General features: G+C 64.1%; 15 protein-coding genes and 1 pseudogene. 9 read left to right on the top strand and 7 right to left on the bottom strand.

Annotation, left to right across the window (positions count from 1 at the left end; translation table 11 throughout):
• Nucleotides 1-49 precede the first annotated feature (49 nt).
• From tauA to WIX39_RS29190, 3 genes are all read left to right on the top strand, one after another.
• Complete coding sequence (tauA, locus tag WIX39_RS29200) at nucleotides 50-1,060, top strand: taurine ABC transporter substrate-binding protein (protein ID WP_081267582.1); 1,011 nt, start codon at nucleotides 50-52, stop codon at nucleotides 1,058-1,060.
• A 290-nt stretch (nucleotides 1,061-1,350) separates the two neighbouring features.
• Entirely contained in the window at nucleotides 1,351-2,139 is a 789-nt protein-coding gene (locus WIX39_RS29195; protein ID WP_081267583.1) for a taurine ABC transporter ATP-binding protein, read from the top strand.
• 31 nt (nucleotides 2,140-2,170) lie between these two features.
• Nucleotides 2,171-3,028 carry an ABC transporter permease subunit gene (locus WIX39_RS29190; RefSeq protein WP_285411410.1) on the top strand — a complete coding sequence of 286 codons (858 nt, stop codon included), beginning with the start codon at nucleotides 2,171-2,173 and terminating at the stop codon, nucleotides 3,026-3,028.
• Here the strand turns inward: WIX39_RS29190 and WIX39_RS29185 are convergent.
• Complete coding sequence (locus WIX39_RS29185; RefSeq protein WP_285411411.1) at nucleotides 2,946-3,962, bottom strand: LysR family transcriptional regulator; 1,017 nt, start codon at nucleotides 3,960-3,962, stop codon at nucleotides 2,946-2,948. The genes WIX39_RS29190 and WIX39_RS29185 overlap by 83 nt on opposite strands.
• Before the next feature lie 187 nt (nucleotides 3,963-4,149).
• On the opposite strand from WIX39_RS29185, the pseudogene WIX39_RS29180 reads away from it, so the two are divergent.
• The 4 genes and pseudogenes from WIX39_RS29180 to WIX39_RS29165 all read left to right on the top strand — a co-directional run.
• Nucleotides 4,150-4,587 (top strand): annotated as a pseudogene (locus WIX39_RS29180) (alpha/beta fold hydrolase); the annotation flags it as partial.
• A 63-nt stretch (nucleotides 4,588-4,650) separates the two neighbouring features.
• The gene (locus tag WIX39_RS29175; RefSeq protein ID WP_081267585.1) at nucleotides 4,651-5,442 is read left to right on the top strand and encodes an SDR family NAD(P)-dependent oxidoreductase; all 792 of its coding nucleotides are present in this window, start codon (nucleotides 4,651-4,653) and stop codon (nucleotides 5,440-5,442) included.
• A 163-nt stretch (nucleotides 5,443-5,605) separates the two neighbouring features.
• A complete protein-coding gene (locus WIX39_RS29170) occupies nucleotides 5,606-6,496 on the top strand; it encodes a hypothetical protein (protein ID WP_409196643.1) in 891 nt (296 codons plus the stop codon).
• A gap of 145 nt (nucleotides 6,497-6,641) precedes the next feature.
• A complete protein-coding gene (locus tag WIX39_RS29165) occupies nucleotides 6,642-6,998 on the top strand; it encodes a hypothetical protein (RefSeq protein ID WP_409196642.1) in 357 nt (118 codons plus the stop codon).
• A gap of 10 nt (nucleotides 6,999-7,008) precedes the next feature.
• Here the strand turns inward: WIX39_RS29165 and WIX39_RS29160 are convergent, their stop codons facing one another.
• On the bottom strand, nucleotides 7,009-7,584 hold the full coding sequence (locus WIX39_RS29160) for a dihydrofolate reductase family protein (protein ID WP_409196641.1): 576 nt from the start codon (nucleotides 7,582-7,584) through the stop codon (nucleotides 7,009-7,011).
• Nucleotides 7,585-7,648: 64 nt separating this feature from the next.
• Nucleotides 7,649-8,539 (bottom strand): LysR family transcriptional regulator, encoded by an 891-nt coding sequence (locus tag WIX39_RS29155; protein WP_081267588.1) that lies wholly within the window; start codon nucleotides 8,537-8,539, stop codon nucleotides 7,649-7,651.
• A gap of 82 nt (nucleotides 8,540-8,621) precedes the next feature.
• On the opposite strand from WIX39_RS29155, the gene argC reads away from it, so the two are divergent.
• A complete protein-coding gene (gene argC, locus WIX39_RS29150; protein WP_409196640.1) occupies nucleotides 8,622-9,548 on the top strand; it encodes an N-acetyl-gamma-glutamyl-phosphate reductase in 927 nt (308 codons plus the stop codon).
• Here argC and WIX39_RS29145 read toward each other — a convergent pair.
• The 4 genes from WIX39_RS29145 to WIX39_RS29130 all read right to left on the bottom strand — a co-directional run bounded on the left by WIX39_RS29145 (nucleotide 9,532) and on the right by WIX39_RS29130 (nucleotide 12,329).
• Nucleotides 9,532-9,822, bottom strand: coding sequence for a DUF1330 domain-containing protein (locus WIX39_RS29145; RefSeq protein ID WP_409196639.1), 291 nt, complete (start codon nucleotides 9,820-9,822; stop codon nucleotides 9,532-9,534). The two genes, argC and WIX39_RS29145, sit on opposite strands and share 17 nt — an antisense overlap.
• A 71-nt stretch (nucleotides 9,823-9,893) precedes the next feature.
• Nucleotides 9,894-10,898, bottom strand: coding sequence for a DUF2891 domain-containing protein (locus WIX39_RS29140; RefSeq protein WP_409196638.1), 1,005 nt, complete (start codon nucleotides 10,896-10,898; stop codon nucleotides 9,894-9,896).
• A 107-nt stretch (nucleotides 10,899-11,005) separates the two neighbouring features.
• Nucleotides 11,006-11,551, bottom strand: a complete 546-nt coding sequence (locus WIX39_RS29135) for a hypothetical protein (RefSeq protein ID WP_409196637.1) — start codon at nucleotides 11,549-11,551, stop codon at nucleotides 11,006-11,008.
• Nucleotides 11,552-11,699: 148 nt separating this feature from the next.
• A complete protein-coding gene (locus WIX39_RS29130) occupies nucleotides 11,700-12,329 on the bottom strand; it encodes a carbonic anhydrase (protein WP_409196636.1) in 630 nt (209 codons plus the stop codon).
• A 229-nt stretch (nucleotides 12,330-12,558) separates the two neighbouring features.
• On the opposite strand from WIX39_RS29130, the gene WIX39_RS29125 reads away from it, so the two are divergent.
• The gene (locus WIX39_RS29125) at nucleotides 12,559-13,503 is read left to right on the top strand and encodes a class I SAM-dependent methyltransferase (RefSeq protein WP_409196880.1); all 945 of its coding nucleotides are present in this window, start codon (nucleotides 12,559-12,561) and stop codon (nucleotides 13,501-13,503) included.
• Nucleotides 13,504-13,662: the final 159 nt, after the last annotated feature.

Genomic DNA, 13,662 nt, shown 5'->3' with positions numbered 1-13,662 from the left:
GGGCGATCGGTGCAAAGTCCGCTTCGATTCACCTTCAGGAGAAACAGAGATGACCTTGTCCCGACGTCTTTCCCTCCAGTGCGCAGCGGCCCTCGCGACCGCGTTCACGCTCAGCGGCGCGGTGTTCGCGCAAACCAAGGAAGTCACCTTCGCCCACCAGGACATGTTGGTGCCGCTGCGGCTGGTGATGGAATCCGGCGAGGTCGAGAAGGCCACGGGCTACAAGATCAACTGGCGCATGTTCGCGGGCGGCGGCGACGTGATCCGCGCGATGGCTTCGGGCGACGTGCAGATGGGCGAAACCGGCTCCAGCCCGCTCACGGCGGCGGCCAGCCAGGGCCAGGACATCAAGCTGTTCTGGATCTCCGCCGACATCGCGAATGCGGAAGCATTGGTGGCGCGCAACGGCACCAACATCAACAGCATCAAGGACCTGGCCGGCAAGAAGGTGGCCACGCCCTTCGTGTCGACAGCGCACTATCAGCTCATGGCCGGCATGAAGATGGACGGCGTCGACGCCAAGAGCGTGAACGTGATGAACATGCGCCCGCCCGAGATCGCGGCGGCCTGGGAGCGCGGCGACATCGACGCGACCTTCATCTGGGACCCGGTGCTGTCGAAGATCAAGGCCAACGGCAAGACCATCGCCACGTCGGGCAGCATCGGCAAGCGCGGCGCGCCGACCTTCGAGGGCATCGTGGTCAACGCCAAGTGGGCAGCGGCCAACGAGCCTTTCATGGTGGCCTTCGTGAAGGCGCTGAACCGCGCGAACGAGGAGTACAAGGCCACCGGCAAGAGCTGGACGCCCGATTCGCCGCAGACCAAGGCCATGGCCAAGTGGACCAAGGCCGACCCGAAGGATGTGGGGGCTGCGATGGCGCTGTACACCTTCCCGACGATGGCGGAGCAGGTTTCGCCGACCTGGCTGGGCGGCGGTGCCGCGAAGGCGATGGCCAACACGGCGGCTTTCCTGAAGGAACAGGGGCGGGTGCAGGAGGTGAAGCCCGACTACAGCGCGTTCGTGACCACTGCCTATGTCGACAAGGCGATGGGGAAGTAGTTTTTTGGGGCGCGCTCACGCCGACGGGGTACCTTGCTCCGCGAATGTCCCCCGGGGCTTCGCCCCTCCTCCTTTATTTCGCTGCGCAAGGCACCCCATCGGCGTGATCGTTCAGAGTACTTGTTGATCGGCCAGCACAAGAACCGCGTCCATCGTGCACAGGGCACCGGGTGCTCCCCGCAGCGAAATAAAGGAGGAGCCCGAAGGGCGGGGGACATTCGCGGAGGGGAGTACCCGGTGGCCTTTGCACGCACCCCGAAAGAAAGACAGCAACCGCATTGGAGAACTGAATGCCTACGCTAGACATCCGCGACCTCACGGTCAACTACGCCGTCAAGGGCGGCACGCTGCAGGCGCTGGCCCCCGTCAACCTCACGATGCACGACGGCGACTTCGTCGTCGCGCTCGGTGCCTCGGGCTGCGGCAAGACCACGCTGCTCAATAGCATCGCGGGCTTTCTGCCGCCGTCCACCGGCGAGATCCTGCTCGACGGCAAACCCGTGGCCGGCCCCGGTGCCGACCGTGGCGTGGTGTTCCAGAAACATGCGCTGATGCCCTGGCTCAACGTGCGCGACAACGTGGCGCTGGGCCTTCGCCTGAGCGGTGTGGGAAAGGCCGAGCGCGACCGCATCGCCGAAGAAAAACTCGGCCTCGTCGGCCTGCAGAAATACGCCGACCGCGCCGTGTATGAACTGTCGGGCGGCATGCAGCAACGCGTGGGCATTGCGCGTGCACTGGCCAGCGACCCGGCCGTGCTGCTCATGGACGAGCCCATGGGTGCGCTCGATGCGTTCACGCGCGAGCAGGTACAGGAAATTCTTCTGCAGGCCTGGTCCAAGTCGAACAAGATGGTTTTCTTCATCACCCACTCGGTGGAAGAGGCGCTGTTCCTGGCCACGCGGCTCATCGTGATGAGCCCGAGCCCGGGGCGCATCTCGCACGTCTACGACGACGTGCCGTTCTCCCGCCAGTACCTGTCGCACGGCGATTCGCGCAAGGTGAAGTCGGAACCCGAGTTCATCCGCATGCGCGAAGAAGTGCTGTCCATCATCCATCACCGCGAGGCCGCCCATGCATGAGGTCGTCACCGTTGCATCGCCCAGCGCCGTCATGACGCAACCGCCACCGTCCAAGCCTGCCGCGCCGCCCGCTCCCGCGGCAGCAGGCGCCAAGCTCAAGACCAGCGCCTTCAAGGTGCCGGGCGAGGGCTCGAGCGTGACCATCAGCGTGGTCACGGTCGTGGCGCTGGTGGCGCTGTGGTTCATCGTCACCAACATGGGCTGGGTCAAGCCGCTCTTCCTGCCCACGCCGCAGGCCGTGTTCCAGCAGTTCTACGAATACCTCACCGGACAGGCCAACGACAAGCCGCTGTGGCAGCACTTCCTGGCGAGCATGTTCCGCGTGTTCTCGGCCTTCTTCCTGGCCTGCGCCACGGCCATTCCCGTGGGCATCGCGATGGGCATGAGCCGCTTCTGGCGCGGCATCTTCGATCCCCCGCTGGAGTTCTACAGGCCGTTGCCGCCGCTGGCCTACCTGCCGCTCATCATCATCTGGTTCGGCATCGACGAACTGCCGAAGGTGCTGCTGATCTTCCTGAGCTGCTTCGCGCCGCTGGCACTCGCCGCGCGCTCGGGCATGCGCAGCGCCTCGCAGGAGCAGATCAACGCTGCGTACTCGATGGGTGCGAGCTACATGCAGGTCATCCGCCACGTCATCTTGCCCTCGGCGCTGCCCGACATCCTGGTGGGCATGCGCATTGCCATCGGCTTCGGCTGGACGACGCTGGTGGCGGCCGAGATGGTGGCCGCCAACATGGGGCTGGGTCAGATGGTGCTGAACGCGTCGAACTTCCTGCGCACCGACATCGTCATCATGGGCATCATCGTCATCGGCGTGGTGGCCTATCTGTTCGACTTGCTGATGCGGTGGCTCGAGCGACGCCTTGTGCCCTGGAAAGGGCGCATGTAGGCGGCGACACCGGCGACGGCGCGGGCATGGGCGGCAGCACCGGGTCACTGTCTTCGGTGACCATCGACTGTTCGAGGAAATCCAGCATCGCCCGCATCGCCGCGCTGTTGTGGCGGCGCTGCGAATACGCCGCGTACAGCCAGTGATCGCGCGGCATGTGCTCGCGCAGCACCGGCACCAGCGCACCGCGCTCCAGGTGCGACTGCGCCAGCGGCTCCGGCACGTAGGCCACGCCCACGCCGCGCAACGCCAGCTCGATCAGCGCCACAGCATCGTTGGCCTCCATGCGGCTGTGCACCGCCACCTCGTGCGCCTTCCCGTCGGTCTCGAAGGGCAGGTGCGTGGTCGGCATCGAGGCATAGCTCAGCACGTCGTGCCGGCCCATGTCTTCCGGCACCTGGGGAATTCCGCGCTGTGCCCAGTAGGCGGGCGAGGCGCACACCACCATGTCGAACTGCACCAGCCGGCGGACGATGAGGTTCATGTCGTCGATGCGCCCGCCGGTCAAGTGAATGTCGATGCCTTCGCCGATCAGGTCGACCTCGCCGTTGGTGAAGACCAGGCTCACATACACATCGGGGTAGAGCTTGATGAACTCGGCGATCACGTCGGACATCCACCCCGCGATCAGCCCGTGCGGCGCGCTCATGCGCAGCCGTCCGCGCGGATGCGAGCCGTGCGCCTGCAGGTCGTTGAGGGTGTTCTCGGCCATCGTCACCAGTTCGGTGCTGCGGTCGAGCAACACCTGGCCGGCGTCGGTGAGGCTCAGGGAGCGGGTGGAGCGGTTCAGCAGGCGCACGCCGCTGCGGGTTTCGAGTTCCGCGACGTAGCGGCTGACCGTGGCTTTCGACATGCCCAGAGAAATCGCCGCGCGGGAAAAGCTGCGCCGAAACGCAACTTCGCGAAATGTTTTGATGAGATCGAGGCCGTCCATGGTGGGCGGATTGTTCCAGCTTCCTGATCCGGGGTTTTTCGCGGGGGCATCGTCTGGCTGGGGCTCGCGGCGGCGCTTGTCTGCCTGCGGCACGGATGCAACTGCCATGTGCGTCTTGTGGTCCGGAGCTTCCCAGATCGCCGGGGCCGGCGAACTGCCATCGGATGTCGCGCCGTACGTATAGCCCAGGCTGGTGCCCATGGACGCCTTCCTGCCCGGCATCGGCAGATGGCAGAACGTCTGGCTCCTGCGCGATCTCTGGCATTTCCATTTCCACGGCAAGACGCCGCTGGCGCTCGTGAGCGAGCGAGAACGCATCTACTTCGAGCATTTCTGGAACGACTTTGCGGCCGACCCGAATCACTCGGTGCCCGAAGCCGATCGCCGGTTCTATGCCAAGGCCTTCGAGCAGGACGCCGCCGAGTTTGCGGAAATGGGCAAGACGCCGCTGCCCATGCCGATGCTGGTCCTCTCCGGCGAAAAGGCCGGCGGGACTTTTCTTGTCGAACAGGGCAAGATGGTCGCGACCAACGTGCAGGGCGTGATCGTCAAAGGGTCCGGGCACTGGCTCATGGAAGAGGCGCCGGACCAGGTCATACCGGCATTGATCACCTTCCTCGGCTAGCCCGAGGGCTCGAACAGTGGAACTCAACGGGCACAAACGTCGAATCGACAAAGGAGAATCAACATGGACCTTCAACTCAACGGCAAGCTCGCACTGGTGAGCGGCAGCACCGCCGGAATCGGTTACGCCATTGCGCGCACGCTGGCCCAGGAGGGCGCAAGCGTGATCGTGAACGGCAGATCGCAGGCGGCGGTCGACGAAGCGGTGGAGCGCATCCGCTCGGAAACGCAAGGCACGGTGCTCGGCCATGCCGGCGACCTCAGCCGGGCCGACGCCGCCGAGGAGGCGGTGCGCCGTCACCCCGGCATCGGCATCCTCGTGAACAACCTGGGCATCTTCGAGGCCAAGGCCTTCGAAGATATTCCGGATGAAGATTGGCAGCGCTTCTTCGACGTGAACGTGCTGAGCGGCGTGCGCCTTGCACGCCTGGTGCTGCCGGAGATGAAGCGAGCGAACTGGGGAAGGATCATCTTCATCTCGAGCGAGAGCGCAGTGCAGATACCGACCGAGATGATTCACTACGGCATGACCAAGACCGCGCAGCTTGCGGTTTCGCGTGGGCTTGCGGAATCGGTCGCCGGCACGAACATCACGGTCAACAGCGTGCTTCCGGGCCCGACGAAATCGCGCGGCGTCGGCGACTTCGTGGAAGGCATGGCGCGATCGAGCGACAAGAGCTTCGAGCAGGTCGAAGCAGAGTTCTTCGATCACGTCCGCCCGACATCGCTGATCAAGCGCTTCGCTTCGCCGCAGGAGGTGGCCTCGCTGGTGGCCTACGTGGCAAGCCCGCTCGCTTCAGCAACCACGGGCGCGGCGCTTCGCGTCGACGGCGGTGTGGTCAAGAGTGCCTTCTGACCCGAGGCGTTTGCGACGGCGATCGGAAACTGTCCGAGCGCACAGCGCGCAACAAGGAGACTTATTGGGCGTTTCGCGAGTCTGATTCGCAGAGATGAAATGAAATCTTCATAAGAATAAGAGGCCACCATCAATTGGTGGCTTTTTATTAATGGGAGAGATCATGAAAAGAGCAAACGTTAACGATATGCCGCGAACGCGGCTTCTCGCCATCGCAGTCGCCACGGCTGCGATTTCCGCATGTGGAGGGGGCAGCGGCAGTGGGAGCGGTGTAGGCGGACTATCAGCATTGCCGATCTCGGCTGAACAGGCGCCGCCACCCGCCGTGCCTCCAATAACCGTCTCGGAGAATTCGGCTCCGTGCTTCAACGAGGCTGACTTTCGCGAAGGCACGCTCCTGGAATTTGACGCGGCCAAGTTGGGGACTGATCCGGCAACCGCTACTTTCCACAGAAAAAGCGTGACAGAGGGGCGCGAGACGTTCGGCGGAGCAAATCCCATTGCCTTCAATGTCGGCTCGGAGACGGTGACCTCTTCCTACGCCGAGCACACCACCATTCAAAAGGAATACAAGGACCTTGTCGGGGGCAGCATCATGCTCTATGGAAAGTCAACGCTCTCCAAGACCAAGTACGACTCGAAGTGGCTTGCTTCGCTTCCCACCGGTTATCCGAAAGAGCAGGCGATGTCCGACACCCAGGTATTTGCGCCTCCGGTCTCGTTTCCAGTCGATATGAAGCCGGGGCAGGTTGTGAGTCAGCGCACCTCTGTCGCTAAAACCAGTACCTTCAACGGTGTCAGCGGCTCCACGACTTCCGTGCCGGCGAATGCCGAGCTCACGTACCACGGACGGGAGACATTGACAACGCCGCTGGGAACATTCAACGTGTGCAAAATTACGTTGAAGATCACGCTTGGCGCTTCGGGAATCACGAAAGTCAGCACGAAGGAATTCTGGCTGGCTTCCGACGGCCCTTATCGAGGCCAATCGCTCAAGGGAATCGATCCTAAATCGCCGATGGTCGTGACGAAGATGACCTACTCGCCCAAGTAGTATCGGAGGCTGGTCTCCAGCGAGCGCCTGATCTGACCGCAGCCAGGCTTGGCAACAAGCCTGCGCGACAGGCCCCGTGCGCTCGCGGGAGTGTTGCCAATCCGCTCCCCGACGGGAGAGCGTCAGTCATGGCGCAGCCGACGAAATGCGACAAGTCATCTACTACTTGCTGATGCTCCTGCTAGGCTTCTTCTGGTACCGCTATGGGCAGAAGCTTCTTCGCCAGGGGCCTCGAGACGAGAACGACGAACTCGCCAAGGGGCCATTGGGTCCCGTGGGCCTGCTGATGTCCGCCGGCATTGCCTGCACCCTGTTTTTCTTCATGATGCGCGGCTTGATCCGCCGCGAGATCCCGTGTGTTGGAAAAGGCTGCCAGAGCCAGCTTTACACCCTGGCTGCGAATGCGGCCGACTACTGGGCCAACATGTTCTTCCTGCTTTGGATGGTGCTCGGCCTCGGCTATGCGGTGTACGTGACGCTCAGGATCTGGTACCGGTCGTGACGCCTTGCGATCAAGACCTCAGAGGCCCGGCGAGCTTGCAGGTATGGAGGATGACGCCGGACTGCAGTGCTTTCGTGTCGATGAGTTCGAAAGAACGCGGCGGGGTGCCTTCGGCAAAGAGGCGCTTCCCGGTGCCCAGCAGAACCGGGTAGACGATCAGCGTGATTTCATCTGCAAGCCCATGCTCGAACAGCGTTGAGGTCAGCGTGGAACTGCCCCAGAGGATCAGGTTCGGTCCCGCCTGCGACTTGATGCGGCGAATGTCCTCGACGGTGTCCGGTCCAAGTCCTTCGAAGGGGCCCCATGCCAGGCTTTCCGGGCGATGGGTCACGACATATTTGGTGGCCGCATTGAGACTGTCTGCCATGGGACTGGCTGGTGCCTGCGGCCAGAAGCCCGACCACAGGTCGTAGGTGCGCCGGCCGAGCAGCAGATCGAAGCGTCCGCCGTGCGCAGCGAAGACTTCGTCCCGGCCCGCGGGCGTCCGATAAGGCGCGGTCCAGTCACCGTAAGGGAAATGGTCATCGCCGGATGTCTGGATCACGCCGTCCAGCGACATGTGCTCCATGATCTTGAGCTTTCTCATTCGGGTCTCCTTGCGTGCAAGCGTAGCCGTCGGTCCAGTGTTGCGCAACCGCATGGTGCGTGCGTCAGGCGGCCGAACTCCTCGCTGGCAGCAACGCCTCCAGCACGAAACGCGTCGGGCCGCTGGTGTCCCTGTCACTGACTGCCAGGCCCAGTTGCCGCCACAGCGCCGGGCTCAGCGGGCGAACGGCGATGCGCGGATCACGCGCGGGCTCGTGTGATTCCTCGGGCAGCAAGGCCGCCCCGTAGCCGGCGGCGACCAGTGTCCTGATCGCGTCGTTGTAGTTGAGCTCGATGCGCGGGCGGCAGTGGACGCCGGCCGCGGAGAACCATTCCGCGGTCAGGCGGTAGAGGCGGGTGGAGGCGTCGTTCATGATCAGCGGGCGCTGGGCCAGCCACTGCGGTGTCAGCCGCCTGGGTGCTTTCCAATCCGCCGGCAGAAAGGCGACCACGGCCTCGCGCCGCAGAGGCGTGACATGGACACCGCGCACAGGCGGCTGGGGCAGGGCGACGACCGCCAGGTCCAGGCTGCCCGCGGCGAGCCGGGCCATGCTGTCGTTGGAAGTCAGCACCTGCACGTTCACTTCGATGCCCGGATGGTTGCGCGCAAGGCGTTCGAGCGCGGGCGGCAGCAGGTGCGCGATGGCACCGGTCGAAGCGCCTACGCGCACGCGGCCGGTCTGGCCGGCGAGCTGGCGTCGAACGTCTTCCACCGCATCGTCCGCGTCCGCCAGAAGCCTTCGGGCGCGCGCAATGAACCGCTCCCCCAACGCGGTCGCTTGCGCAGGCCCGCGCCCGCGAACGAGCAATTGGCCACCCAGGCGCGACTCCAGCTCCGCGATCTGCACGGTGACGGTGGGGGCCGCCAGGTGCAGTGCGCGGGCGGCATTGGCCAGGGAGCCGAGGTCGGCAATGGCGACCAGGGTGCGCAGATGGTCAAGGCTCAGTTCCCGCATGTTGCAGATTCAACTTTTCTTAATTTGAGGTTGCATATATTTAGCTGGAGCTATCTTGGGCGCATACCTACGATCGCGCTCCATGGACCTCAATATTTTCATCGACGGCGATCAAGGCACCACCGGCCTCGATCTGCAGAACCGGCTGCGGGGTGGGGAATTTCTCATCCGCACACTGCCGACGGACTTGCGCAAGGATGCAGCGGCGCGCAGGGCTGCGCTCAACGAATGCGACATCGCGATCCTCTGCCTGCCCGATGCCGCGGCCCGGGATGCGGTGACGATGATCGACAACCCGGCAGTGCGTGTCATCGACGCCAGCTCGGCGCACCGCACCAGCCCGGGTTGGGTCTACGGCCTTCCGGAGCTCGATGCGGGGCAAGGCGAACGCATCGCGTCGGCATCGCGGGTCACGAATCCGGGCTGCTATCCCACCGCCGCTGTCGCGCTGCTGCGGCCGTTGACGGATGCGGGTCTGCTGCCGGCCGACTATCCGCTCGTCATCCACGCCGTGTCAGGTTATTCGGGCCAGGGGCGGGCGGGCGCGGAAGCGTACGAGGCCGGGACGGGTGCGCATTCGTTGAAGGTCTACGGGCTTGGCTTGGAGCACAAGCATGTGCCGGAGATCGAGACCTATGCCGGCTTGGCGCAGCGGCCCATCTTCGTGCCGGCCTATGGCAGCTACCGGCAGGGCATAGTGCTCACCATCGGACTGCACACGCGGATGCTTGCCGCAGACGCCTCCGGCGCGCGCATCCACGAATGCCTGATGGAGCGATACCGCGATGCGGCGCATGTGCGTGTGGTGCCGATGTCTCCGGAAGCGCCAATGACGGAGCTGGACCCGCAAGTCCACAATGGCACGAACGACATGAGCCTGGCGGTTGCCTGCAATGAACGCACGGGACAGATTGTCTTGAGCGCGGTTCTCGACAACCTGGGCAAGGGCGCGGCAGGCGCGGCCGTGCAGAACCTGCGCCTGATGGCCGGGGTCAGACCCCTTCGATGATCCGCAGATCGCGCTCGGCGCCGTCTCCCAGCGCGTCAAGCGCGGCCTTGTATTCGGGGCTGTCGTGCGTGGCCGTCGCCTGTTCCAGGCTGTCGAACTCGATCAGCACGGTGCGCTCGGACAAGCCGTGTTCGTAGACCTTTGCGGGAAGGCCGCGCGCCAGAAATCGCCCGCCGCCGGCGGAGATCGCCGGACCTGCCAGCTTCGCGTAGGCCGCAAGCTTGTCGGCGTCCTTGACGGCACGGTATGCACTGACCCAATAGGCTTTTGCCATGGTGATTGCTCTTTGGTTGATCAGCAGGAAATATAGCGTGGCGGCGCGGGCGATGCAGGCACAGCCGGTGTTCAGGCCTCCAGCGCCAGCACGGCAAAGCTGGCCAGCCAGTGTTCGCCCATGTAGTCGCCGGCCACATGGGGCAGGCCCAGTGCGAGATGTTCGTCGGCGGCCTGCAGCGCGGCAATGCGGCGCGCATCGCCCTCGGGCAGCGAAGAAGCGATGCTGCGCCAGCACCAGGCGCGGCTGAGGTTCAGGCCGTCGAGGTGTGCGATCTTGCCGTCGGTGCGGTCCGATACCGACGCCGGGTGAAACAGCGTGGCCGGTTCGCGCGATGCGATGCGCGGCAGGAAACGATCGAGCCACGACACGAACTCGTCTGGCGGCAGCAGGCGCCGCATGCATTCGGCTTCGATCAGCGCGGAAGACTGGAAGTCGTCGCCGCTGGGTTCGCCCCAGGCCGGGCAGTCGGTGTCGTCGCCGTACCAGCGGCTGGCGGTGGAAAGCAGCAACTCGGCCAGCGCGGTGTCCGATGTCGCCTGCGCATAGTCGGCTGCCATCCGAAGGCCGAAAGCCGTATTGAAATGGGTGCCGACGCGCACGGGGTAGGTGGCCAGCGGAAGGAAGTCGCGGTAGCGCTGCGCGAAGGCTTCGGCCAGCGGTGCCATCGCGTTCGACCAGCGTGCGTCACTGTGCTGCGCGAGCTCCGACGCCAGCTTGAGCAGCCAGCCCCAACCGTACGGCCGCTTGAAGCCGCGGGCGGTGGGCTGCGCGAGGTAGGCGCATTCGGCGGCGATCTTGGCCGGCACGTAGTGTTCGTCGAAGAGCTGTTCGATCCTCGCGGCCGGCGCGATGCCGGGGAAGCGGCGCAGCAGGTACGCCAGCATCCAGTGGCTGTGCACGCAGGAGTGCCAGTCGTAGCTGCCGTAGAACACCGGATGCAACTCGCTCGGCGTGCGTGCGTCCTGCGGGCCGGCCAGCACGTGGTCGGGCTTGTTGGGGTATTCGCGCGTGACATGGCCCAGTGCGATGTCGGCAAAGCGCGCGGCCAGATCTTCGGTGAGGGTCGGTTGCATCCGCGGATGTTGGCATATCGCTCGTCGCGGACGAAGAAGAAGCCGCGCGCTATGCGGACCGGATGAGCAACAGCTGCCAGTTCAGTCCACAGGCCTGCGGCGGCCGGTCATTGGGGATCGACGACATCGAACTCGAACTGCACCGGCGCGGAGTCTTCTACGTAAGCGGTGATCAGGTAGTGGCCGGCAGGATCGCCCTGGGCCACGTCCCAAGACTTCGAAATGGTGCCGTCGTAGACGTTCAGGGTCACGTCCATCGAGATGGTCTTGCGATCCGCCGACATGCCGTGAGGCTGGCCACCGGTGCCCCATGTCTTCGGGGTTTCCGGCAATGTCATGCGTTCGAGAACGCGGACCTTGCCGGACTTCTGGTTGAGTTTCAGGATCCAGCCGTAGTTCTGGTTGACCGTTCGAGGAACGGTGTTCGAAGCCCTGAATTCCAGCACGTTGTTGTTGGGTGCGAGCTTGAAGAGGCCGAAGACCGCGTCGAGGGGACACGCGCCATTCGTTTTCGGCGCGGCGGCGCAGGCTTTGAACACGGCGGCATTGGATTCGGCCATGGACAAATGCGACGTTGTGCCTATCGTTTGAGCGCCGATGTGTATCGACGTGAGCGCGGCGGAAAGAGCAACAAGGTGGCGGAAATGGTTCATGGCAAATGAGGTCCTTCAAGCGGCTGTCGAACGGTCAAGCCCAAGCGTCCGCTTTCGAGAACGTCTGATGGCCGATTCGGGGCTGGTCTCGTAGGCGGTGCTTCGACCAAAGCTGGCCAACAGCCGTCGTTGGCAAGGCGCTTGCGACTTAGACCGCCGCCGGGTGGTCCTCGAGCGGCACGAAGGAATTGCCGGAGGGTGCCAGGGCCACGATGGAGCCGGACTCGATGTCGTACACCCATCCGTGTAGCGTCAGCTTTCCTTGCGCCAGCGCGAGCGCCACGGAAGGATGGGTGCGCAGGTTGTTCAACTGTGCGATGACGTTCTCACGCACCATGCTGTCGATGCGCGCTCGCTCGGTGTCGTGGTGCTTCGACTCGTTGATCATGCGGGCCGCGTCCGCATACCGAAGCCAGTTCTTCACCGCCGGCATGTGGTCCAGGCACGCGCAGGTGGCAACGGCAGTCATCGCACCGCAGTCGGAGTGGCCGCATATGACGATGTCCGTGACCTTTAAGGCGGCGACCGCGTATTCGACCGTTGCCGACACGCCCCCAGGTTCAGGACCGAAGGAGGGAACGATGTTGCCGGCGTTGCGGATGACGAACAAGTCGCCGGGCTCGCGCTGTGTCACCAGCTCAGGGACCATGCGGCTGTCCGAGCAGGAAATGAACAGCGTCGTCGGCTCCTGCTTGTTTGCGAGCTTCTGGAAGAGTTCTCTGCGAGCGGGAAACACCTCTCGCTGGAACCGCAGGAATCCGTCTACAACGTCACGCATCAAATCTCCAACTGATGATGAATTTTACCAATGAGCGGGTGCGGCCCGGCAAGGCGCTGTTTCAGGGAGACCGGGCAGGCTCCTTCGCGATGAAATCGACTGGTTGGACTTCGTCGCCGGAGCAGGTGTGCCCGTGGCCAGCATGCTTCTCGTGCTTCCGGCCTCTTCCAAGTCTTGGCCTCGGGACCACCGCGCCATCCGGTCAGAATGGGAGACTATGCCGATGCCTATGCAGCCCCTGTTCGACGCAATCGCTTCAATGTCCGCACCGGTGGATGCGCAGCGCATCTTCCACGGCCGCGGCGGGCTTCATCCCGAGTGCGCTCACTTGTCGCTGGACTTCTTCCCGCCGGTTTGGCTGTTGACCAGCTTCAAGCCTGCGACCGACGACGAACTGGCTGCAATCGGCGCCGCGCTGGAGCGCCGCTGGTCGCAGTTGGCACCGGGTGAAACGCTGCAATGGGTGTTTCAGTGCCGGCATGAAGGACAGAGCAGCACGCAACTCATGAGCGGTTCGCTGCCCGACCCGCATTGGGTCACCGAGGAGGGTGTTCGCTATCGCGTCAACGTGGCCCGGGGCCAGAACCACGGGCTGTTTCTCGACATGGCCGAAGGGCGGCGCTGGGTTCGTGCGTTTGTGAAGGCGCGCCCCGACGCCCGGTCGCGCGTCAAGGTGCTCAACCTGTTTGCCTACACCTGCGCGTTCTCGGTGGTCGCATTGCAGGCAGGAGCCCGCCACGTCACCAACCTGGACATGAGCAAGGGCGCACTGGCCGTGGGGCAGCAGAACCACCGCGCCAACGGCGTGCTCGAAGGCGCGAGCTTCCTCCCCCATGACCTTTTCAGTTCGTGGGGAAAAATCACGCGCGCAGGCCCTTACGGGCTGGTCATCGTCGACCCACCGAGCTATCAAAAGGGAAGTTTCATCGCGACCAAGGACTACGCCCGGCTGATCAAGCGCTTGCCTGACCTGCTCGCGCCCGATGGCCATGTCCTGCTATGCCTCAATGCGCCAGAACTGGGACCCAAATTCCTGCAGGAGCAAATGGGCGAACTGGCGTCGGAACTTGATTTCGTGGAGAGACTGGCGAATCCGAGCACCTTTCCCGACGTGTCCGACGAGCGGTCACTGAAGGTGCTGGTGTACCGGGCGCCGCCGGATGTCCGGACCTGAGGTCTGAAGCGACCGGCCTGCTTTTCCTTCCCTTTCTTCCCTCGCTCTTAGTGCCACCTGATGGCGATGAACATGCCCGTGCCGGACATGATCGCGCTGGTGCGAACCGGCGTCGCTGCTCGGCGGTGATGCACTGGAAATTACAAAGCACCTTTTCAT

The organism is Variovorax sp. AB1(2024) (assembly GCF_037482385.2).
Lineage (GTDB): Bacteria > Pseudomonadota > Gammaproteobacteria > Burkholderiales > Burkholderiaceae_C > Variovorax.
The sequence above is the reverse complement of the archived record's forward strand: the minus strand, read 5'-3'. Positions and strand labels throughout refer to the sequence as shown.

Coding starts and splice junctions, on each gene's coding strand:
- tauA (WP_081267582.1), top strand. CDS start 50: ATGACCTTGTCCCGACGTCTTTCCCTCCAGTGCGCAGCGGCCCTCGCG.
- WIX39_RS29195 (WP_081267583.1), top strand. CDS start 1,351: ATGCCTACGCTAGACATCCGCGACCTCACGGTCAACTACGCCGTCAAG.
- WIX39_RS29190 (WP_285411410.1), top strand. CDS start 2,171: ATGACGCAACCGCCACCGTCCAAGCCTGCCGCGCCGCCCGCTCCCGCG.
- WIX39_RS29185 (WP_285411411.1), bottom strand. CDS start 3,962: ATGGACGGCCTCGATCTCATCAAAACATTTCGCGAAGTTGCGTTTCGG.
- WIX39_RS29175 (WP_081267585.1), top strand. CDS start 4,651: ATGGACCTTCAACTCAACGGCAAGCTCGCACTGGTGAGCGGCAGCACC.
- WIX39_RS29170 (WP_409196643.1), top strand. CDS start 5,606: ATGAAAAGAGCAAACGTTAACGATATGCCGCGAACGCGGCTTCTCGCC.
- WIX39_RS29165 (WP_409196642.1), top strand. CDS start 6,642: ATGCGACAAGTCATCTACTACTTGCTGATGCTCCTGCTAGGCTTCTTC.
- WIX39_RS29160 (WP_409196641.1), bottom strand. CDS start 7,584: ATGAGAAAGCTCAAGATCATGGAGCACATGTCGCTGGACGGCGTGATC.
- WIX39_RS29155 (WP_081267588.1), bottom strand. CDS start 8,539: ATGCGGGAACTGAGCCTTGACCATCTGCGCACCCTGGTCGCCATTGCC.
- argC (WP_409196640.1), top strand. CDS start 8,622: ATGGACCTCAATATTTTCATCGACGGCGATCAAGGCACCACCGGCCTC.
- WIX39_RS29145 (WP_409196639.1), bottom strand. CDS start 9,822: ATGGCAAAAGCCTATTGGGTCAGTGCATACCGTGCCGTCAAGGACGCC.
- WIX39_RS29140 (WP_409196638.1), bottom strand. CDS start 10,898: ATGCAACCGACCCTCACCGAAGATCTGGCCGCGCGCTTTGCCGACATC.
- WIX39_RS29135 (WP_409196637.1), bottom strand. CDS start 11,551: ATGAACCATTTCCGCCACCTTGTTGCTCTTTCCGCCGCGCTCACGTCG.
- WIX39_RS29130 (WP_409196636.1), bottom strand. CDS start 12,329: ATGCGTGACGTTGTAGACGGATTCCTGCGGTTCCAGCGAGAGGTGTTT.
- WIX39_RS29125 (WP_409196880.1), top strand. CDS start 12,559: ATGCAGCCCCTGTTCGACGCAATCGCTTCAATGTCCGCACCGGTGGAT.